The organism is Rothia nasimurium, from assembly GCF_928381415.1.
GTDB lineage: Bacteria > Actinomycetota > Actinomycetes > Actinomycetales > Micrococcaceae > Rothia > Rothia nasimurium_H.
On sequence record NZ_CAKMSF010000002.1, the window covers coordinates 1 to 19,261 of the forward strand.

A 19,261-nucleotide genomic window follows, 5' to 3' on the forward strand; every position below is an offset into this window, starting at 1 on the left:
TCCTGACCGAGCTGAAGAACCGTGGCACCGCTGATATCTTCTACCTGGTCTGTGATGGGCTCACCGGCCTGCCTGAGGCCGTGAATGCGGTCTATGAACGCACGATTGTGCAAAACTGCGTCATTCATATGATCCGCAATTCCATGCATTACGCCCCCAGGCAGCACTGGGAGGCGATTTCCCGGGATTTGAAGCCGGTCTATCAGGCGGTGACCGAGCAGGCTGCGCAGGCGGCTTTGGAGGCCTTTGGGCAGAAGTGGGATGAGAAGTACCCGGCTATTAGTGCTTTGTGGTGGCGTCGCTGGGAGGAATTTATTCCTTTTTTGTCGTATGAGATGGAGGTTCGTCGGGTGTTGTATTCGACGAATGCGATTGAGTCTTTGAATGCTAGGTTGCGGCGTTCTGCCAGGTCGCGTGGGCATTTTGTGTCTGAGGAGTCGGCTTTGAAGTTTATGTATTTGACGGTTCGGTCTTTGGATCCTTCAGGTGCTGGTGCTCGGCGGTGGATGAGTCGGTGGAAGCCGGCGTTGAATGCTTTTGCTATTGTTTTTGGTGATCGGTTGCCGCAGGTGGCTGGTCGCTAGATTTGTTGTGGGTTTACACCGTTAATCTGACAGTCCCCCGGGGGTCCACTGGACTGTGAGAGAGGTGGGCAGGTCACCCATGGGTGCGGCAGAGGGTTGGGTATTGTCGTCCTGATAGAACCATTCAAGGGGGATGTCGGTAGCTTCAGCGGCTCGTTCGATTAGCTCGTCGGGCACACTGCGAGCACCTGATTCATAGCGGGAGTATGTGACTGTTGATACGCCTACCTTTTCTGCGAACGCCGCTTGTGTAAGGTCGACGTGCTCTCGTGCTTTGCGTAGGCGGTCGAGGATGGTAAAGGTTGGTAGGGTCATGGTTCTATTTTGCCTTAGTGGATATATTTTTGCCAGAACTGAGCAATAAGAGATGGTTCTATTTCCGTCATGGTGTACTGTTTATGATTGATGGATATTTATATATCCATTCAGGAAGATGTTCTTACTTTACGGTTCTTGATTCCTGGTCTTGAGGCTTGCAACCTCGGGCGAACACAAGCAACCGCCCGGTTCGCTAGCGCTCACTGGGCGATTCACGCCAGCCCCGAGCCAGCAGCTTCGCTGCGAGCCAGATTTCGCCGAAATAAGCAATCGCCGAATAGTGTTAGTTCTCAGGGCCTAGAAGAAAATCGAAGAATCCCTGGCTCCGAAATATCCCACCTATCCCGGAACCGGGCCCTGCAACATCATAGGAACCATAAACATCATGCACACCAAAATCTATGAGGCTTATTCAAAAGTAGACACGCACCCCACACCCACCAACTAGACAACGGCCCCACCCGCGGCAAAAATATGAGCGTTAAATCTCTACAAATAACCTCAAGCCATACCGGACAAGACCGTTGCTACACCAGCGTACAACCGGCCTCACAGCCACGCAATTCGCCACACTCATCACAGCCCTCACCCATCACCTCACCTGGTCAAAACCAGGCGGAAGACCACCAGCGCTAACCCTCACCCAAGCCCTCAAAATCACCCTGCTCTACCACCGCCACAACCTCACCGAAGAACTCCTCGCAGAACTTTTTGCTGTCTCTCAATCGACAGTCTCACGAGCTATCAACACCATCGAAAAGGCCCTGGAGAAGATTCTCACTCCGCTGACTCAGCCTTTGAAAGAAAGCCTCAAAGCACCCGGGTCCTTAGTAGTTGACGGGACTCTGATACCCACGTGGAATTGGCGATCACTTGGTAAAACAAATTTCTCTGGAAAGCACAAACGAGCCGGATTCAACCACCAAGTCATTTGCACCTTGGATGGAAAGTTGCTGGCTATCACAGACCCGGTGCCCGGGGCCAGGCATGATGCTTACGCCTTCAAACATCATGGCTTGGAAAGATATCTTGATAAGAGCACTGTGGCTGATAAGGGCTATATCGGGTTGGGGTTGGCTACCCCGGCCAGGCGTAAGCCGGGTCAGCGGCTGAGTCGGGAGCAGAGGCGGAATAATCGGGTGCTGAATCGGCTGCGGTCGGTGGTGGAGCGGGTTATCGCTCATATCAAGACTTGGCGGATTCTTCACACGGGGTTTAGGCGGCCGTTGGGGTTGTATGGGCGGGTGTTTTCGGTGGTGCGGGGGTTGGTGTTTTTGGCTGCGGGTGGGACTTTTGAATAAGCCTCTTTCTTGTTTCATTACGCAAAGTAGCTCAACATGCTTCAAAGAACGTATATGGCTTCGTTCCGTTACAGGCCTGGGACCGTATCTGGACAGATGAAGACCTATATATCAAATATGGACTAACGGATGAAGAAATCTCCTATATCCAGTCTGTTGTTCGTCCCATGGAGGAAGAGCTGCGGTGAGTCAAAAGATTGAAGCGCTCCTCCCTGAAAAGCCCTCAGCCCGTCTCAAGGTCTACGCTTGGACGCCGAATACCCCTCCTGCTGGTTATGAGGGTCTCATCAAGATTGGCCAGACCACCCAGGCCGATGTCAATGACCGTATTCGGCAGTCTCAAGGGCAAATGCAGCAGGAATACACCCTCCACATAGATGTCCTAGCAGAGCGTCAGGATGGCAGTCTTTTCAGGGATAAAGATGTCATTAACCTTCTCAAGGCTAAAGGGTTCGATAACCCCGCTATTGGGTCGTCGCGTGAGTGGGTTCGCTGCACAGTTGCCGATGTATTAACAGCCATTGAGGAAATCCGTTTAGGCCAGGTCTTTTCAGGTAAGCGCCACCAAACTTTTGGGCTCCGCCCCGAACAACAACGTGCCGTAGATTTTACCTACGATTACTATTTTTCACTCTGGCACGAAGAACCCGATGTTACGCCCCGATTCCTGTGGAACGCCAAAATGCGTTTCGGTAAAACCTTTACCGCTTATAAGCTGGCCCAAAAAATGAATGCACAGCGCGTTCTGGTTGTTACCTTCAAACCAGCAGTACAGTCAGCCTGGCAAGAGGACCTTGAATCTCACATTGATTTTGAGGGATGGCAATACCTCAACGCGTCGAGAAAAGCCGCCCAGGAAGAATACGACCCCTCACGGCCACTCGTATATTTTGGGTCTTTCCAAGACCTAATGGGCCGGGACAGAGCAACAGGGCTCATCAAAGCTAAAAATGAGTGGCTCCACACCATTAACTGGGACCTTGTTATTTTTGACGAGTACCATTTCGGTGCCTGGCGTGATAAAGCAAAGGAACTTTTCGAAGGCGAAGAAGCCAAGGAACGTCAGGCAGAATTTAAGGCTGAATTTCACGACTCGCTTAGGACTTTTGACGAAGAATTAGATGAACTCGACAATTCCGAAGAGGACTTCCTACCTATCACTACCAGGGCCTACCTTTACCTCTCAGGTACACCTTTTAAAGCTCTAACCAGTGGTGAGTTCATCGAAGAGCAAATCTTTAACTGGACCTACACAGATGAGCAGCAGGCAAAAACTGATTGGGAACAGGAGCACCCCGGCGAGTTTAACCCCTACGGTTCTCTACCTGAAATGCGCCTGATGACCTATCAAATGCCTGACGACATTCTATCGATTGCAAGTCAAGGCGAGTTTGACGAGTTCGACCTCAACAGTTTCTTTGAAGCAACAGGAACTGGGGCTGAGGCTAGGTTTGTGCATGAATCAGATGTGCAGAAATGGTTAGACCTGATTCGTGGTGAACATGCACCAACTCAGCTAGACGCTCTCCGTTCAGGTTCGCGTCCGCCTTTCCCCTACGCCGACGTTAGACTCTTACCATATCTACAGCATTCATTCTGGTTCCTGCCTAATGTTTCAGCTTGTCATGCTATGGCTAGGCTTCTGAAGGCCAGGCACAATACCTACTGGCATGATTATCAGGTTTTGGTTGTTGCTGGTGCCGAAGCTGGGGTAGGTGTTGAGGCTTTACCGCCCGTTCGTAACGCTATTGGTGATGGTTATAGCTCTAAGACGATTACGCTATCGTGTGGAAAGCTCACCACGGGTGTGACGGTTAAGCAATGGTCTTCGATTTTAATGTTGAGGAACTTGTCGAGCCCTGAAACATATTTTCAGGCTGCTTTCCGGGTTCAATCGCCCTGGTCAATTAGGAATCCTGATGGTGATGATCCCAGCAGAGAAGATATCTTGAAGCCTGTTGCTTTTGTCTTTGATTTTGCACCGACGCGGGCTTTGCGTCAGATAGCTGAGTATGGCCAAAAGCTGAGCCCGTCAGAGTCTAACCCTGAGAATTCGGTGGCTGAGTTGGTTAAGTTTTTGCCCGTGCTTGCCTATGACGGTGCGAAAATGACTCAGATTGATGCTGGGAGCATTCTTGATATTGCTATGGCTGGTACCTCTGCGACGCTTTTGGCTCGTAAATGGGAGTCAGCTGTTTTGGTAAATGTTGATAATGCGACGCTTCGTAGGGTCATGAATAGTGAGGCTGCGATGGAAGCTATCATGCAGATTGAGGGCTTCCGTGCCTTGGGCACTGATGTCATTGAAACTGTAGTAAATAAGAGTGACAAGGTTTCTGAGACGAAGAAGTCTAAAGGTGCTTCCTTGTCTGCACGCGAGAAGAAGAAACTATCTGCGGAAGAGAAAGAATATAAAGATAAGCGAAAGAAGATTCAAGAAAAGCTCATCAAGTTTGCAACTCGCATTCCTGCTTTCATGTATCTCACCGATTTCCGCGAAAATACCCTGCAGGACGTTATTTCGAGGATTGAACCAGACTTGTTTAAGACAGTTACGGGCCTGAGCGTTGCTGATTTCGAGTTACTGGTTAGTTTGAGGGTTTTCAATTCGGTGCATATGAATCAGGCAGTTTTTGCGTTCCGCCGCTATGAAGATGCCTCACTCACCTATACAGGTATCCGTAACCATAAGAACCTCCGGCAGATAGGTTTGTACGATACTGTGATAAGTCTTGAAGGTGAACAAATTGCAAAATAATAATTTAGCGATGAAACAATTCAAAGAATTAATCAGAACTACAGGAATGCATTATTAAAAAATCTTGAATTAAACAATAGAATTAATTCAGTTTTTAAAAACACACCACCTGCATTAGCTATCGTCAACCCGCAGATAAAAGATTCACTCCACAGGGTTAACTCCCTTCTAGATTCACCAATTCTAAAGCAAGCAATTAAAAATATTGCATCTGCATTCAGGTTTATATTTCCTGAAAATATTAGAACATGCTTAAACAATGAAATATTCACCGTAGATGATTTACTGAACTTTATTGAAGAGTATAGCATTGGTATTTACCAGGTACCCAAATCTGACGTTCTCGGCAAACTAATCAATTCTGCGAATAACAATGAAGTTGCCGGTGTGCTTCTACAGCACAAGGATGAACTCATTGATGAATGCTTAATAATTTTAAATAAGTTAGAGAAGGATGAAGATTATTCTGAAATTAAAAATTTCGCCCTAGAATCCATATCAGCTTTTAGGTCTGGTCATCCGACTGCGGCCCAGACATTGCTTGCTGTGACTCTTGAAAAATTTATTAATACATTTGTTCCTGATATCCCTCTCCAAAAATCCCTCAAGACTAAACGACCTGAAACCAAGTCAGAAGAGTTATTAGAGGGTGTCCCTACCGCAGACTACCTAATACTTGCTCCAATTCATAACGCCTTCCGGTACTATAAATTCAATACCCACATTGTCCCCCAAAGTTTTAATAGGCACGCCACGATACACAACCCTGGCATAGAATCCATCAATAGCATAAATTTCATCCATGCTCTACTATTAATCACCAGTTGCTTACGTTTCATCAGTGACCATAAAAAGGGCTCATGAGACTAAGAGGCATATTCAAAAGTCTGGAGTGAAACAAGCTCACAGCGAAGCTGCTGGCTCGGGGCTGATGTGAATCGCCTAGTGAGCGAAGCGAACCAGGCGTGAGGGGCGGCAACGAGAGTGAGTCTACGGAGCCCCTTATGAATAAGTCTCAACGGTTCACAACCTAGAATATTCAGATACCCATTAACCCATTGTATCTACACTACTTTTCCTCTTATTTTTCCCGGAATAAACCCCCTCCCCTGCTCTTGTTGACTTGTAAGCTCTCCTCAGCCCCACAACGAAAGGCACAGCCCGTGCAGAATCAAGCCATCAAGCAGCTCGTCCTCGACGCCGCCCAGCGCCGCCGCGCCATCAAATTCTTCGACCCCGAGAAGAAAATCAGCGACGACGACATCACCTACATCCTCGAAACCGCTCGCCTCTCCCCCAGCTCCGTCGGCGCTCAGGGCTGGCGCTTCGTCGTCCTGCAAAACCCCGAGATCCGCGAAGCCCTCAAACCCTTCAGCTGGGGAGCTGCTCGCCAGCTCGGCGGCGCAAGCCACTTCGTCCTGATCCTAGCTAAGCGCAACATGCAGCACGACGGCCCCCATATGCAGGCCTCACTTGCCTCCCGCAATCTCTCCCCCGAAGACCACGCCAAAGCCCTCGAAACCTACAAGAGCTTCCAGGTCAACGACATGGGCCTCACCGACGAGCGCACCCTCTTTGACTGGTCCGCCAAGCAAACCTACATCGCTCTGGGCAACATGATGACCGCCGCCGCCCTCATCGGTATCGACTCCTGCCCCATCGAAGGATTCAACGCCGACAAGGTCAACGCCCTGCTAGCCGATCACGGCATCATCGACCCCGAAACCGAAGGCATCGTCACCATGCTTGCCCTTGGCTACCGCGCTGAAGAGCTGCCCTGGCCCCAGACCCGCAAGCCCGCCGAAGAGGTCATCACCTGGGTTGAGTAGCAGGCCCCACCCCACCTGCAACTTCAGGTAGCACAGAAGCCCACCCCGCCGCCGTCCGCATCAGGACGGAAGCAGGGTGGGCTTTTCTCCACCCAAAATTTACGCTTGGAAGGCCTCTGCCCATTCCTTCTGCTGGTTTTACTCAGTAGCTCACACCCGCTACGCCTGGACCGTCCACCAGACTCTCGCTGCGCCCATCAAAAGCGTAGACACTGCGAGAGTCTGGTGGGCATTCGATGTGCGCCCGGCACCCCAGCCCGATGCCCCAGCGCGACGTCCCAGCCCCGCTCCTCCTGCCCGGCACTCCAAGCCCCAGTAAGACCACAAAAAGGACGCCGCCCCTCACTACCCTGCCCGGTGGCAGGAAAGCGGGAGGCGGCGTCCGCACCCCACCTGCTAGGTGGGGAAAGACAAACCTAAAAAGACTTAGGCAGCCTTGGGAGCTGAAGTGTCCTCAGGCAGGTTGTTCTTAGCGATTTCAACCAGAGCTGAGAAAGCAGCAGGCTCGTTAACAGCCAGCTCAGCCAGCATACGACGGTCAACCTCAACCTCAGCAGCCTTCAGGCCCTGGATGAAACGGTTGTAGGTCAGGCCCTCAGCGCGTGCAGCTGCGTTGATACGCTGGATCCAGAGACGACGGAAGTCGCCCTTCTTCTTACGACGGTGGTCGTAGCTGTATACCAGTGAGTGAGTGACCTGTTCCTTAGCCTTACGGTAAAGGCGTGAACGCTGGCCACGGTAGCCTGATGCACGATCAAGGATTACTCGGCGCTTCTTGTGCGCGTTAACCGCGCGCTTCACACGTGCCACGTGTGTCTCCTAACGTCTTGTGTCCTACCCAGCTAAAAATCTAGCGCTGGTGCAGGAGAGAAAATATCTACTTTTGGTGCGCCCACAGGGGGCGAAGCTTCAAAAAGAAGGAGCTTACTTGCCCAGCATCTTCTTGATGACCTTAGCCTGGCCGCCGGTTACGATCTGGTCAGATGCCAGACGACGGGTCAGACGGGATGACTTGTGCTCCAGGTAGTGGCGGCGGTTGGCCTGCTGGCGCTTAACCTTGCCAGTACCGGTGAGCTTGAAGCGCTTCTTAGCACCAGAGTGGGTCTTCTGCTTCGGCATGAGCCGATTCTCCTTACGTTCTACCCTCGCCCCGGTTACAGGGTGAGGAACTGAAAAACTCAACGACCCCGGCGGGCGGGGAAGTTTTAAGGGTGTTCTGCCCGCTCACCGGTGCCCTTATCTTTCAATAAAAACAGCGGTAGAGCGAACGACGACCAAGCACGAAACCCTACACGAGCTCGCGCCTGGTTGTCTAAACAGCTCCTATTCGGCTGACGCCTGTGCCTTGAGTTCCTCGGGCATTGCATCTGCCAGGGAGTTAGTTACAGGGGTTGCCTCAGTGGTATTGACGCGTTCGCGACCCTTGCGGCCACCTGACTTCTGGCTTTCACGGCGGGCTTCCTGCTTGCCGCGGAGCGGAGCGAGAACCATTACCATGTTGCGACCGTCGACGCGGGGGTTGGACTCTACGGTGCCAACCTCGGTGAGGTCGTTTGCCATGCGTTCAAGCAGACGCACACCCATCTCGGGGCGCTGCTGTTCACGACCACGGAACTGAATCATAGCCTTGACCTTGTCACCGCCGGCGAGGAAACGACGTGCGTGCCCTACCTTGGTTTCGTAGTCATGGGTGTCAATTTTGAGGCGGAAACGGATTTCCTTCAAAGAAGCGTTGACCTGCTTCTTTCGAGATTCACGTGCCTTGACTGCGGCTTCGTACTTGTACTTGCCGAAGTCCATAAGCTTGCACACAGGCGGCTTAGCGTTGGGAGCAACCTCAACCAGGTCGAGGTCAGATTCCTGAGCAAGACGCAGTGCATCTTCTACGCGGACAATACCGACCTGTTCACCGCCGGGGCCGACGAGTCGAACTTCCGGAACGCGAATGCGGTCGTTGATGCGTGGATCGCTAATGACAAAGCTCCTGTTGCTTGTGGTGGGGGTGTCCCCGTGAATTTCTGTGGGGGTTGAAAAAAGCCCCCGGTTGCGGCTTGGCAAGCGGAGGCTTAGGTTACCTACCCAGGCTGAAGGCGCGGACGCCGGTAGTCGGCGCTGTGAGCCTTCGAAGGTTTCCCTTGCGGGAGCCTGGGGCTGACCCGGTTGCCAGAGTCGGCGGCAGCGGGTGGGAACTTAAGTTCCACTTGCAAACAGCTCTTAACATTACTGGGTTAGGGGCGGTTTTTCAAGGGTTTTGGCTGTTTTTCTTGGGGCGGACGCCGGTGGCCGGGTTGAGTGTGACGGGCGATTCACGCTCGGTAGGGTTGGTGTGAGATTCTAGTAACCATGAGCAACGAAACTAGCTACCGTTTTGAAGATTCCGCTGAGCCCGGCGAGGCACTGCCTGAAGGCCTGACTGCCGAGCAGGTTGAAGAAGTTAACGCCCAGATGCGCGATATCGCTGAGGTTCCCGCCGTTGAGGTCATTACTACCGCTGCTGTTCACCTGATGAGCGCTGCTGCCGTCAAGTGCGGCCTGGCTGCTGAAGAGAACGCCGAAGACCTCAAGGATCTTGACGAGGCCCGCAAGCTCATCACAGCCCTCGCCGGCTTCGTCACCGCAGCGGCCCCCGAAATTGGCTCCCAGCATGCCGCTCCCCTGCGCGACGGTCTACGCTCCCTCCAGCTGGCCTTCCGCGAGGCCTCCCCCTACCCGGACGCCCCCGGCAAGGGCCCCGGCGAAAAGTTCACCGGGCCGGTCTTCTAAGCCGATGCCAAGGCAATCTGTACGGAGTCAGCCTGCTCGGCGATAACCCGGTTCAGGGCGAGCCCCTGCTGGAAGGTGTGCACGGTCTGGTTGACCTGTTCCTGGGTAAGGCCGGGCCGGAGCTTGAGCATAATCTTGAGTTCTGGCCCGTGCCCGCCGCCTGCGAGCACGCGTCCGCTCGCAGTCTGCGAGTAGACCCCGGTGCCGGGGCCTGCCTCAACCGCGACTACAGCTGACAGGGGCGCAGCAATGTTGCTGAGTTCCTGGGCAACCTGCGGGTTACGGTAGGAGGGCACCCATTCTTCGCCCTTGGCAATGGCCCAGAAGGCGGGGCGGCGCAGTACGAAGGTGAGGTCAGCGCCCGGATCTACCACGATGAGCTGGTTGTCATCTTCTACGGCTGACAGGGCGGTTTTACGCATGTCAGCGGCAACCGGGCGGGCTAGGTCGTGCCAGGCGGTGAGCGCGTCCACGTTGGTGAAGATCGGCAGGGCGCGGCGTCCGTCCGGAGCTTGAATACTCACCAGGGCCATATCCGATTCTTTGTCGGAGACTAGCCCCTGCTCGGTAATTTCTGCCTGCGATAGTTGAGCTACCACGGGTGCGAAAATACGCACCGAGCGCAGGGCATCAACCACGGCAACCTCATCGACCTCACCGGCTTTGAAAGCTTCAAGAACTTTGAGCAGGGCGGGGTCAGTTTTTCCGTCATCGCCGGGGAACTGGTGGGTGTGGCTGGTGCCTTCCCCCAGGTTGCGCCCTTCCCAGGGTTGCCCGCCGGTATCGGTTTTTTGACCGGCGGACGCCAGCTGGGCAGCAATATGTGCGGGGAGTTCCCGGCGGGGTGCGCTGGGGTCTCCGGGGTTGCCGTGCCCGTGGGTGTGGGCGCGGTGCACGCGATCTGAAAAGTCAGTCACTAGGGGCGACCTGCGACGTCGAGTGCCTGGGCGAGGGTGAATTTGCCGGCGTAGAGGGCCTTACCGGTGATAGCGCCCTCAACTCCGTGGGGCACCATGGTGCGCAGGGCTGCAATGTCGTCCAGGGTTGCGATACCGCCGGAGGCGACCACTGGCTTATCGGTGCGCTCAGCGACCTTGCGCAGAAGTTCCAGGTTGGGACCCTGCAGGGTGCCGTCCTTGGTGACGTCGGTGACCACGTAGCGAGCGCAGCCGTCCTCGTTCAAGCGGTCGAGAACCTCCCAGAGGTTGCCGCCTTCCTTGGTCCAGCCACGGGCTGCCAGGGTTTCCCCGCGTACATCTAGACCAACAGCGATGATATCGCCGTGCTCGGCGATAACCTTGCGAGTCCACTCGGGGTTTTCCAGGGCAGCGGTGCCCAGGTTGATGCGGGCTGGGTTCAGGGATAGGGCGCGTTCCAGTGACTCGTCGTCGCGGATTCCACCTGACATCTCGATTTTGATGGAGAGTTCCTGGGCTACCTCGGTCAGAATTGCGATGTTATCGCCGCGGCCAAAGGCAGCATCGAGGTCGACCAGGTGCAGCCACTCAGCACCGGCATTCTGCCATTCCAGAGCAGCTTCGACGGGGGAACCGTAGTTAGTTTCAGAGCCAGCTTCGCCCTGCACCAGGCGCACTGCCTGGCCGTTGGCTACGTCGACTGCCGGCAGCAGTTCGAGGCGATCAGTCATTATTCTCTCCTTGGGAGTATGGGGTAAGAGTGAAGTTTTAGGAGGGGCTAGGTATACGCTGCTGGCTGCCTAGCTGTAGTTCATAACCACGTACAGGCCATAGCCGGCGAAGGCAAGACCCACCAGGAGCAGAACCAGCTGGGCTACCCAGGTAATTTTCTGCCTGTAAAAGGAGTAGGCTCCGCCAATGAACATCATGCCCACGGTCATCAATAGCAGACCGGACGTTGTTGCAGACATCGCTACTGGCCCCCGTCCAAGCGTCCGGTCACAGGCAGGGAGTCAATCCAGTTCTTGAGCAGGCGAATGCCCGCTTCACCCGACTTTTCGGGGTGGAACTGAGTAGCCGCCAGCGGCCCGTTTTCTACGGCGGCGATAAAGTCGCCCCCGTGGTTGGCCCAGGTAACCTGGGGCGGGAGCATCGCTTCGTTGTTCTGGTCGAAGGTCCACTCCTGCACACCGTAGGAGTGCACAAAGTAGAAGCGTTCGTTCTCGATACCGGCAAAGAGCTTGGAGCCTTCGGGGGCGCGAACGGTATTCCACCCCATGTGGGGTACAACTTCAGCCTTGAGCTTTTCAACGGTGCCGGGCCACTCGCCCAGGCCGTCGGCTTCAACTCCGTGCTCAACGCCTTTTTCGAACATAACCTGCAGACCCACGCAGATACCAAGCACGGGGCGTCCGCCCGCAACGCGCCTGCCAATCATGCGGATAGCGTCTGCTTCTTTCAGACCGTCCATGACGGCCTTGAAAGCGCCCACGCCGGGCACAACCAGGCCATCGGCACCCAGGACGTCTGACTCCTTGCGGGAAAGCACAACACGCGCTCCCGCTTCTTCAAGGGCGCGGACGGCTGAGCGCACGTTCCCTGCCCCGTAGTCAAGGACGGTGACGGTGGGCTTCTGCTGTACAGCTTCGCTCATTATAGAGCTCCCTTGGTCGAGGGGATACCGGCGTGGCGGGGGTCGGGCTCTACTGCCTGACGCAGGGCGCGGGCGAGAGCCTTGAACTGGGCTTCAGCGATATGGTGGGGGTCCCTCCCGCCTAGCAGGGTGATGTGCAGGCAGATACCGGCGTGATAGGCGAAAGCCTCAAAGACGTGGCGCACCATTGACCCGGTGAAGTGCCCACCGATGAGGTGGTATTCGAAGCCTTCGGGCTCACCGGTGTGGACCAGGTAGGGGCGGCCAGAAATATCGACCACGGCAGAGGCCAGAGCTTCGTCGAGGGGCACGGTGGCAGTACCGAAGCGGCGGATGCCCGCCTTATCACCCAGTGCCTGACGGAGCACCTCGCCCAGCACGATGCCGGTATCTTCAACGGTGTGGTGCACATCGATGTGGGTATCGCCAGAGCACTTGATGGTCATGTCAATCAGGGAGTGCTTAGACAGGGCGGTGAGCATGTGGTCGTAGAAGGGCACACCGGTGTCGATGTCTGATACGCCGGTGCCGTCGAGGTTAATTTCGACGCTGACGGACGACTCGCTGGTCGCCCGCTCCATCTTTGCAATGCGGGGGCCGATGCCGGTGGATGATCCGGTTGGTACTGCCATGTCTGTCTCTTTTTCTAAGGTATCTGCCGGTGTTGATGGGGCTACGCGCTGCGCTTAGCGCTCGAAAGTCTGCACGTAGTCGGTGAGGTGGTCTAAGAAGGCACTGGTCTCGGCTTCGGTTCCGGCGGTGACGCGCAGGTAGCCGGGGATTCCGTTATCGCGCACCAGGACGCCGCGTTCTAGCAGGTAGTTCCAGGCAGCTTTTTCGTCCTTGAGCCCGCCGAAGAACACGAAGTTAGAATCCGATACAGCCGGTTCTAGTCCCAGGCCGGTGAGGTGCTCCACGATGCGGTCGCGCTGGGCGCGGATGTCGTCAACGTTAGCCAGCAGCTGGGTGCGGTGACGCAGGGCTGCAATCGCGGTTGCCTGGGTGACGGCTGAGAGGTGGTAGGGCAGGCGAACCAGGCGGACGGCGTCGGCAACAGCGGGATCTGCTGCGAAGTAACCCAGACGGGCACCTGCAAGTGCGAAGGCCTTGCTCATGGTGCGGGAGACAACCAGGTTGGGGCGGCCAGGTAGAAGGGTGAGAGCGTTCTGGGTGCGGTCTTGGGCGAACTCTGCGTAGGCCTCATCGACCACGACGATACCGTTGTAGGCTGCCACCGCATCGTAGACCGCTTCGATAACGTCCAGCCCCAGGCCGGTGCCGGTGGGGTTATTGGGTGAGCAGAGAATAACGATAGAGGGTTTGTGCTCTTCAATTTGTTCAACTGCTGAAGCTGCGGTGAGGGAGTAGTCGGCTGCGCGGGTACCCGCGATGAAAGCGGTATTGGTGCCGTCTGCCAGCAGGGGGTACATAGAGTAGGTGGGCACGAAGCTCATGACCGAGCGGCCGGGGCCGCCAAAGACCTGCATAAGTTGCTGGAGAATCTCGTTGGAGCCGTTAGCTGCCCAGATGTTTTCGGGGGTCAGACCGTGCCCCAGGTAGTCTGCGAGTTCTGCTCTGAGGGTATCGAACTCGCGGTCGGGGTAGCGGTTCAGGGCTACGGCGGCCTCTGCTACATCGCGCGTGATGGCATCGATGACTTCTTGCGGCATGGGGTGGGTGTTCTCGTTAACGTTGAGGGTTACCGGAACATCAATCATGGGTGCGCCGTAGGGTGAACGGCCCCGCAAATCTTCGCGCAGGGGCAGGGCTTCGAGTGCTGTGGTAGTTTCGGTCACCCCCCTAGTGTAGCGACCTAGCCCCGTACGCTGCATTCTTGTTTCGCAGTCTGGCATAGGGCACCGCTCTTTTTCTTACTGTGACTGAGCGTAGACAGGCACCTCAAGAACCTGACCGGGAACCAGCTGTGCGCTGGTGAGGTCGTTAATCTGCATGATGCGATTGATGACGTCGCGGTTATCTTCGCCCGGGGCAACCTCCGCTGCAATCGACCACAGGGTGTCACCGTGCACCACGGTCACTGTCTGACTGACAGGAGCGACCGGGTCAAAAGTAGCGCTCTTAGCTTCCCCCGGAGCTATAAAGGTCAAGGCACCGAGTACCACCAGGGCTAGGAGGGTAAGTAGTGGCAGGCCCCTAAAGACCAGGCGGCCGCGGCGAGTGAGCCGAATTTTTTGGCGCTGAGCAGCAGCGGTACGGGGTGCACTGTCAGCACGCACCTGGCGGGTGGGCACAGACACTACTGCGGTCTGCCCAGCATTACGCGGGGCAGAGGTAGGGCTAGTGGGAGCCGGGGCCGCAAAGCGAATGCGGTACTGAGGTTCCCTTATAGCTCCAGCCGAGATAGCAGGCTGGGCCCTGTGGCGAACAGTAAAAGTAGCAGCCTGATCAAGGGGCTTCTTCAAAGAAGTACGAGCCATAAACTCGGGCAAGGCGATGGTGCTCATAAGTCTTTCTCCTGATTCACGCTCAAACATTCAACCAAAAGTCGAATCTTTGTTCTAAAATTTCTTCGTATCTATGTTCTATCAGAAAAATCGAACATAGTCGAGAAAAATTAGAACAAATGTTTGAATAACCTGTTTGCTTGACATAGTCTTAGAAGACCACTTGATAGTGAACACCGGGTGGCTGACATTTTAAGAACCAACAGAGACGAGATACCGTGAGCGAACGAACTCCGCAGACTCCGGCAAGCCCGCCCCACAAGGGCTCTCGCCCCCTCACTGCCCGCCAGAAAAAAATTTTGAGCGCCATTTCAAGCGCTATTGATGAGCACGGCTACCCGCCGTCTATGCGTGAAATCGGTGACCTCGTTGGTCTCGCTTCACTCTCATCTGTTACCCATCAGCTCTCTCGCCTCGAAGAGATGGGCTATATTAGGCGCGACCCCAAGCGTCCGCGCGCTATTGAGGTTCTCACCGGCGAGACCTCCCCCGAAGAAGTAAAGCCTGAAACCAGCGTCATCACGCTACCGATTGTGCCTACCTTCGCGCAGACCGACGATAACCTCGCTACCGTTCCCCTGGTAGGCCGTATTGCTGCGGGTTCACCCATTGCCGCTGAGCAGGCAATCGAAGACGTCATGACGCTCCCCCGCCAGCTAGTAGGTCAGGGTGACCTCTTTATGCTACGAGTCAAGGGAGACTCCATGGTCGATGCTGCGATTTGCGATGGCGACTGGGTGGTAGTGCGTGCCCAGAACACCGCCCAGAACGGTGACATCGTCGCGGCCCTGCTCGACGACGAGGCCACCGTTAAGACCTTCCGCCAGCGCGATGGTCACACCTGGCTACTACCCCAGAACACCCAGTACGAGCCCATCCTGGGCGATAAAGCCACCATCATGGGTAAGGTCGTCTCCGTACTGCGCAGTCTCTAAGACCTAGTCTCTCACTAGTCGATTGACTGTTTGAGGCGCTCGAGCGCTCCCAGTACAACGTCCTTGCGGGTTGTTGTCCAGAAGGGCGGAAGGGACTTCACCAGGTAGGAACCGTAGCGCTGAGTAGCGATGCGGGAGTCAAGGACGGCCACAACTCCCCTGTCACCGACCGACCGCACCAGGCGGCCAGCACCCTGGGCCATGCGTACCGCAGCGTGGTAGGCAGAAACAGCCATAAAGCCGTTACCGCCAGCAACTGCTACCGCCCGGGTACGCGCCTGCGACAGCGGATCATCGGGGCGGGGGAAGGGAATACGGTCCATCATGACCAGGCGGCAGGAGTCGCCAGGAACATCCACGCCCTGCCAGAGACTCATGGTGCCGAAAAGACAGGAATCGGTGTCCTCGGTGAACTCCTGCACCAGGGCGCGCAGAGACGACTCTCCCTGCAGAAGAATGTTCAGGTCGGTGCGCTCCCGCACGTACTCGGCAGCCAGCTCGGCCCCGCGCTTAGAGGAAAAGAGCCCCAGCGTGCCGCCACCCGAGGCGGTCACGAGCTCAACGATACGGTCCAGCTGTTCTACCGAAACTCCCCTCCCAGGTTTAGGCAGGTCAGAGGCTAGATACAGCACGCCCTGCTTGGGGTAGTTAAAGGGAGACCCCACATCGATACCGTCCCAGCGCGGAGCGTCCTTACCCATCAGCCCCAGGGCACCAGCGGCGGCGTCAAAACTTTCTCCCACCGTCAGCGTCGCAGACGTCAGCACCACGGTGCGGTTTTCGAAAAGACCTTCTCGCAGGTAACCGGCAACCGAGATAGGTGCGATGTTCAGGGTGGCGGGGTCATCGTCGGCTGCCGCCACATACCCCCTGCCGGGCTCCCAAGAGCCGGTACGAGAAACCCAGATGACCTGATAAAGCGGGTCAGCGGTCAGCATCTTCTCTGAGGTTTCGTGCACCTCGGTCAGGGCAGCACGCGCCATCTGGCGGCCGGCGTCGCCGTCCTTGTCCCCGCTCTTCGTATCGGTGAGGGCCTGACGCGCCGCATCGCGCACGCGTTCCATGGCAGCGGCAACCCGGTCAGGCAAGCCCTTGGGCATCATCTCGGCGGGTACCCCGTTGAGAGAGTCGTCAAGGGCGAGCGCTGCCTGTTCGAGTGCCTTGTGGTCGGCGTCCGTGTGCCGCTTGAGGCTGCGGGCAACCTTGGTAATAGCGGCCGGTGATAGTGCCCCGGTGACGGCACCGGTGACGCGGTCAGCCAGTTCGTGGGCCTCGTCGATGATGGCGATGTCGTGGTCGGGTAGCACCGCAGCGCCCTCAAAGGCGTTGATAGCGAGAAGGGCGTGGTTGGTAATGACGATATCTGATTCAGCTGCTCTGGTTCGGGCCATCTCGCTGAAACATTCTTCGACCAGGGGGCATTTTTTGCCCAGGCATTCTGAGGCTGTGACGGCTACCTGCCGCCATGCCTTATCGCTTACGCCTGGCAGCAGCTCGTCGCGGTCGCCGGTGTCGGTGGTTTGTGCCCATTCGCGAAGGCGCACAACCTCTTCCCCCAGTTTTCCGGCGGGGCCGGTGGCGCCGGTAGTGGCATCTATATCGAAAAGGGCGTCGCCGTCGTCCTCGGGGTAACCACCTTCCAGCTTGTGCAGACAGACATAGTTATTGCGGCCCTTGAGGATGGCCACATCGGTTTCATGTTCGGGCTCATCTCCCAGTGATTCCAGCAGGCGAGGTATATCGCGGTTGACAATCTGGGATTGCAGGGCCAGGGTTGCGGTTGCCACCACGATGGGCTTTTCGGCGGTCTGGGCGGCATAGATAGCGGGCACCAGGTAGCCCAGGGACTTACCGGTGCCGGTACCTGCCTGCACCAGCAGGTGCTTTTCAGTCTCCAGGGCGCGGGCAACGTGGGCCGCCATGGTCCGCTGACCATCGCGCCTCTGGCCACCGGAGCGTTCCACCACGGTGTCCAAGAGGTGCAGGACGGGCTGGGCACCGGGCAGGGTTTCTAGCTCCTGCCCGGTGGGTGCGGTGACGTGTTCCTTCATGCGCGCTGAGTTTCAACCGCCCCAGAGGCGATAGCTTCATCGATTTCAGGTTGCAGAACCTCGAGCAGGTCTTCTTCCAAAACGTACTCGGCCAGGTCAGAGGCTACCTCATCACGCACCAGGGCCTGCACGTAGGTGCCGTCAGAGACAAAGGCGGTACGCAGGATTTCAGCGTCCCATTCGTGCAGGCGGGAGACAACGCTGCCTGCTGAGTAGGGCACCAGCATGTTGAGCTCGATGGAGGGGCGAGGAATGGTGTCAGCAATTTTCTGCTGTAGCTCTTCGATTCCCTCGCCGGTGCGGGCTGAAACAACCACATGGTTGGGTTCCTTCTGGCGCAGGCGCTCAATCACGAAGGGGTCAGCGGCATCGGCCTTGTTGAGCACGATGATTTCGGGGATGTTCTGAGCGTCAACCTCGGTGATGACCTGGCGGACAGAGTGGATCTGCCCCTCGGGGTCGGGGTGGGAGACGTCCACAACGTGAACGATCACATCAGCGTCGGCAACTTCCTCAAGGGTTGAGCGGAAGGCCTCCACTAGCTGGGTGGGGAGGGCGCGCACAAAGCCGACGGTGTCAGAGAGGGTGTAGCCCACGCCGTCCGGAGTCTGGGCCTTGCGCACGGTGGGGTCCAGGGTAGCGAAGAGGGCGTTTTCAACCAGCACGCCGGCGTCGGTGAGGCGGTTGAGCAGGGAGGACTTACCGGCGTTGGTATAACCGGCAATCGCAACGGACGGTACCCGGTTACGTTTGCGGTTCAGGCGCTTGGTCTCGCGGGCAGGAGCCATGGCAGCGATTTCTCGCTTGAGCTTGGCCATGCGGGCGCGCAGACGGCGGCGGTCCATTTCAATCTTGGTTTCACCGGGGCCGCGGGAGCCAATACCCTCACCACCGGCGGCTCGGCCACCGGCCTGACGGGACAGGGACGCACCCCAACCGCGCAGACGCGGCAGCATGTATTCAAGCTGGGCCAGCTCGACCTGGGCCTTACCCTCTCGGGACTTGGCGTGCTGGGCGAAGATATCAAGAATCAGGGCGGTACGGTCAATGACCTTAACCTTGACGATATCTTCAATGGCGCGGCGCTGGGAGGGAGCCAGTTCGGCGTCCACAATCACGGTATCAGCGCCGGAAGCTTCAACGATGTCTTTGAGTTCAAGTACCTTGCCTGAGCCCAGGTAGGTGCCCGGGTCGGGCTTGAGGCGGCGCTGTACCAGGCCGTCCAAAACCTCAGAACCCGCAGTCTCGGCTAGAGCGGCCAGCTCACGCAGGGAATCTTCGGCTTCTTCCAGGGTGCCCTCAGACCAAACACCTGCCAGCACAACGCGTTCAAGGCGCAGCTGGCGGTATTCAACTTCGGTGACGTCATCGAGTTCGGTCGATAGACCGGCCACTCGGCGCAGAGCACGGCGCTCTTCAAGGTCCTGCTGGTCACCATCGTATTCGGAATGTTCACGCTGGTTATCTGAGAGTTCGCGGGCCCTCTCATCGAGCACACTACCGTTGCCCTGTGCCCGCCCCAGCACGCGGTCTACTGTACGTCTCAGCTGTTCATCTGAGGGAAGTTTGGGGTCATTGCTGGGGGTTGAAGTCTCGGTCATAGTACCTTTCGAGGTGGGTTGAGGCGTCCTTCTATTCTAGCTTTTCCGGGGCGGTAAGGGCAGGGGCTTAGCGTAGAATGAACGT

21 protein-coding genes are annotated in these 19,261 nt (G+C 56.6%); 6 read left to right on the top strand and 15 right to left on the bottom strand.

Translation table 11 applies throughout. From position 1 onward, the window contains the following. A partial coding sequence (locus L7A20_RS01885; RefSeq protein ID WP_237222214.1) for an IS256 family transposase occupies positions 1-584 on the top strand: 584 nt, incomplete at its 5' end. A 21-nt stretch (positions 585-605) separates the two neighbouring features. Here L7A20_RS01885 and L7A20_RS01890 read toward each other — a convergent pair. After that, complete coding sequence (locus L7A20_RS01890) at positions 606-899, bottom strand: helix-turn-helix domain-containing protein (protein ID WP_237222215.1); 294 nt, start codon at positions 897-899, stop codon at positions 606-608. A gap of 527 nt (positions 900-1,426) precedes the next feature. Here L7A20_RS01890 and L7A20_RS01895 point away from each other — a divergent pair. Together L7A20_RS01895 and L7A20_RS01900 are read left to right on the top strand one after the other, a co-directional pair. Continuing rightward, positions 1,427-2,203, top strand: a complete 777-nt coding sequence (locus L7A20_RS01895) for a transposase (protein ID WP_237222216.1) — start codon at positions 1,427-1,429, stop codon at positions 2,201-2,203. Between the two features lie 184 nt (positions 2,204-2,387). Beyond that, positions 2,388-4,961 carry a DEAD/DEAH box helicase family protein gene (locus L7A20_RS01900; protein WP_237222217.1) on the top strand — a complete coding sequence of 858 codons (2,574 nt, stop codon included), beginning with the start codon at positions 2,388-2,390 and terminating at the stop codon, positions 4,959-4,961. A gap of 38 nt (positions 4,962-4,999) precedes the next feature. Here the strand turns inward: L7A20_RS01900 and L7A20_RS01905 are convergent, their stop codons facing one another. Continuing rightward, positions 5,000-5,233, bottom strand: a complete 234-nt coding sequence (locus L7A20_RS01905) for a hypothetical protein (protein WP_237222218.1) — start codon at positions 5,231-5,233, stop codon at positions 5,000-5,002. Between the two features lie 397 nt (positions 5,234-5,630). After that, on the bottom strand, positions 5,631-5,765 hold the full coding sequence (locus L7A20_RS11970) for a hypothetical protein (RefSeq protein ID WP_272879203.1): 135 nt from the start codon (positions 5,763-5,765) through the stop codon (positions 5,631-5,633). 359 nt (positions 5,766-6,124) lie between these two features. Between L7A20_RS11970 and L7A20_RS01910 the strand changes: the two genes are divergently transcribed. After that, complete coding sequence (locus L7A20_RS01910; protein WP_237209424.1) at positions 6,125-6,790, top strand: NAD(P)H-dependent oxidoreductase; 666 nt, start codon at positions 6,125-6,127, stop codon at positions 6,788-6,790. A gap of 426 nt (positions 6,791-7,216) precedes the next feature. Here L7A20_RS01910 and rplT read toward each other — a convergent pair whose 3' ends face one another. The 3 genes from rplT to infC all read right to left on the bottom strand — a co-directional run bounded on the left by rplT (position 7,217) and on the right by infC (position 8,848). Continuing rightward, positions 7,217-7,600, bottom strand: coding sequence for a 50S ribosomal protein L20 (gene rplT / locus L7A20_RS01915; protein WP_135011424.1), 384 nt, complete (start codon positions 7,598-7,600; stop codon positions 7,217-7,219). A 114-nt stretch (positions 7,601-7,714) separates the two neighbouring features. Continuing rightward, on the bottom strand, positions 7,715-7,909 hold the full coding sequence (gene rpmI, locus L7A20_RS01920; RefSeq protein ID WP_135011425.1) for a 50S ribosomal protein L35: 195 nt from the start codon (positions 7,907-7,909) through the stop codon (positions 7,715-7,717). Between the two features lie 204 nt (positions 7,910-8,113). After that, entirely contained in the window at positions 8,114-8,848 is a 735-nt protein-coding gene (infC, locus tag L7A20_RS01925; protein ID WP_423817200.1) for a translation initiation factor IF-3, read from the bottom strand. Positions 8,849-9,133: 285 nt separating this feature from the next. Here infC and L7A20_RS01930 point away from each other — a divergent pair, with 285 nt between their 5' ends. After that, positions 9,134-9,553, top strand: a complete 420-nt coding sequence (locus tag L7A20_RS01930; RefSeq protein ID WP_237197178.1) for a DUF1844 domain-containing protein — start codon at positions 9,134-9,136, stop codon at positions 9,551-9,553. Here the strand turns inward: L7A20_RS01930 and L7A20_RS01935 are convergent. The 7 genes from L7A20_RS01935 to L7A20_RS01965 all read right to left on the bottom strand — a co-directional run bounded on the left by L7A20_RS01935 (position 9,550) and on the right by L7A20_RS01965 (position 14,589). Further along, the gene (locus L7A20_RS01935; protein ID WP_237222219.1) at positions 9,550-10,470 is read right to left on the bottom strand and encodes an SseB family protein; all 921 of its coding nucleotides are present in this window, start codon (positions 10,468-10,470) and stop codon (positions 9,550-9,552) included. The two genes, L7A20_RS01930 and L7A20_RS01935, sit on opposite strands and share 4 nt — an antisense overlap. Then, positions 10,470-11,201, bottom strand: a complete 732-nt coding sequence (priA, locus tag L7A20_RS01940) for a bifunctional 1-(5-phosphoribosyl)-5-((5-phosphoribosylamino)methylideneamino)imidazole-4-carboxamide isomerase/phosphoribosylanthranilate isomerase PriA (RefSeq protein ID WP_237206801.1) — start codon at positions 11,199-11,201, stop codon at positions 10,470-10,472. The genes L7A20_RS01935 and priA overlap by 1 nt, the downstream gene beginning before the upstream one ends. A 69-nt stretch (positions 11,202-11,270) precedes the next feature. Beyond that, on the bottom strand, positions 11,271-11,441 hold the full coding sequence (locus tag L7A20_RS01945; RefSeq protein WP_237206800.1) for a hypothetical protein: 171 nt from the start codon (positions 11,439-11,441) through the stop codon (positions 11,271-11,273). Between the two features lie 2 nt (positions 11,442-11,443). Next, entirely contained in the window at positions 11,444-12,124 is a 681-nt protein-coding gene (hisH, locus tag L7A20_RS01950) for an imidazole glycerol phosphate synthase subunit HisH (protein ID WP_237222220.1), read from the bottom strand. Continuing rightward, on the bottom strand, positions 12,124-12,756 hold the full coding sequence (gene hisB, locus L7A20_RS01955) for an imidazoleglycerol-phosphate dehydratase HisB (protein WP_237222221.1): 633 nt from the start codon (positions 12,754-12,756) through the stop codon (positions 12,124-12,126). The genes hisH and hisB overlap by 1 nt, the downstream gene beginning before the upstream one ends. A 54-nt stretch (positions 12,757-12,810) precedes the next feature. Next, on the bottom strand, positions 12,811-13,920 hold the full coding sequence (locus L7A20_RS01960; RefSeq protein ID WP_237197186.1) for a histidinol-phosphate transaminase: 1,110 nt from the start codon (positions 13,918-13,920) through the stop codon (positions 12,811-12,813). 75 nt (positions 13,921-13,995) lie between these two features. Next, a complete protein-coding gene (locus L7A20_RS01965) occupies positions 13,996-14,589 on the bottom strand; it encodes a LysM peptidoglycan-binding domain-containing protein (protein ID WP_237222222.1) in 594 nt (197 codons plus the stop codon). Between the two features lie 218 nt (positions 14,590-14,807). Between L7A20_RS01965 and lexA the strand changes: the two genes are divergently transcribed. Continuing rightward, a complete protein-coding gene (gene lexA / locus L7A20_RS01970) occupies positions 14,808-15,524 on the top strand; it encodes a transcriptional repressor LexA (protein ID WP_237222223.1) in 717 nt (238 codons plus the stop codon). Positions 15,525-15,538: 14 nt separating this feature from the next. On the opposite strand, the gene L7A20_RS01975 is transcribed toward lexA, so the two are convergent. Together L7A20_RS01975 and hflX are read right to left on the bottom strand one after the other, a co-directional pair. Continuing rightward, positions 15,539-17,575: an ATP-dependent DNA helicase gene (locus tag L7A20_RS01975; RefSeq protein ID WP_237222224.1), complete on the bottom strand. Its 2,037-nt coding sequence runs from the start codon at positions 17,573-17,575 to the stop codon at positions 15,539-15,541. Then, on the bottom strand, positions 17,572-19,176 hold the full coding sequence (gene hflX / locus L7A20_RS01980) for a GTPase HflX (protein ID WP_237222225.1): 1,605 nt from the start codon (positions 19,174-19,176) through the stop codon (positions 17,572-17,574). Before hflX ends, L7A20_RS01975 begins: the two co-directional genes overlap by 4 nt. Between the last annotated feature and the right edge of the window lie 85 nt (positions 19,177-19,261).

What these genes read in the sequence shown, in the direction of transcription:
- L7A20_RS01890 (WP_237222215.1), bottom strand. Translation starts at nt 899, where the DNA reads ATGACCCTACCAACCTTTACCATCCTCGACCGCCTACGCAAAGCACGA.
- L7A20_RS11970 (WP_272879203.1), bottom strand. Translation starts at nt 5,765, where the DNA reads ATGGATGAAATTTATGCTATTGATGGATTCTATGCCAGGGTTGTGTAT.
- rpmI (WP_135011425.1), bottom strand. Translation starts at nt 7,909, where the DNA reads ATGCCGAAGCAGAAGACCCACTCTGGTGCTAAGAAGCGCTTCAAGCTC.
- L7A20_RS01930 (WP_237197178.1), top strand. Translation starts at nt 9,134, where the DNA reads ATGAGCAACGAAACTAGCTACCGTTTTGAAGATTCCGCTGAGCCCGGC.
- priA (WP_237206801.1), bottom strand. Translation starts at nt 11,201, where the DNA reads ATGACTGATCGCCTCGAACTGCTGCCGGCAGTCGACGTAGCCAACGGC.
- L7A20_RS01945 (WP_237206800.1), bottom strand. Translation starts at nt 11,441, where the DNA reads ATGTCTGCAACAACGTCCGGTCTGCTATTGATGACCGTGGGCATGATG.
- hisH (WP_237222220.1), bottom strand. Translation starts at nt 12,124, where the DNA reads ATGAGCGAAGCTGTACAGCAGAAGCCCACCGTCACCGTCCTTGACTAC.
- hisB (WP_237222221.1), bottom strand. Translation starts at nt 12,756, where the DNA reads ATGGCAGTACCAACCGGATCATCCACCGGCATCGGCCCCCGCATTGCA.
- L7A20_RS01965 (WP_237222222.1), bottom strand. Translation starts at nt 14,589, where the DNA reads ATGAGCACCATCGCCTTGCCCGAGTTTATGGCTCGTACTTCTTTGAAG.
- L7A20_RS01975 (WP_237222224.1), bottom strand. Translation starts at nt 17,575, where the DNA reads ATGAAGGAACACGTCACCGCACCCACCGGGCAGGAGCTAGAAACCCTG.
- hflX (WP_237222225.1), bottom strand. Translation starts at nt 19,176, where the DNA reads ATGACCGAGACTTCAACCCCCAGCAATGACCCCAAACTTCCCTCAGAT.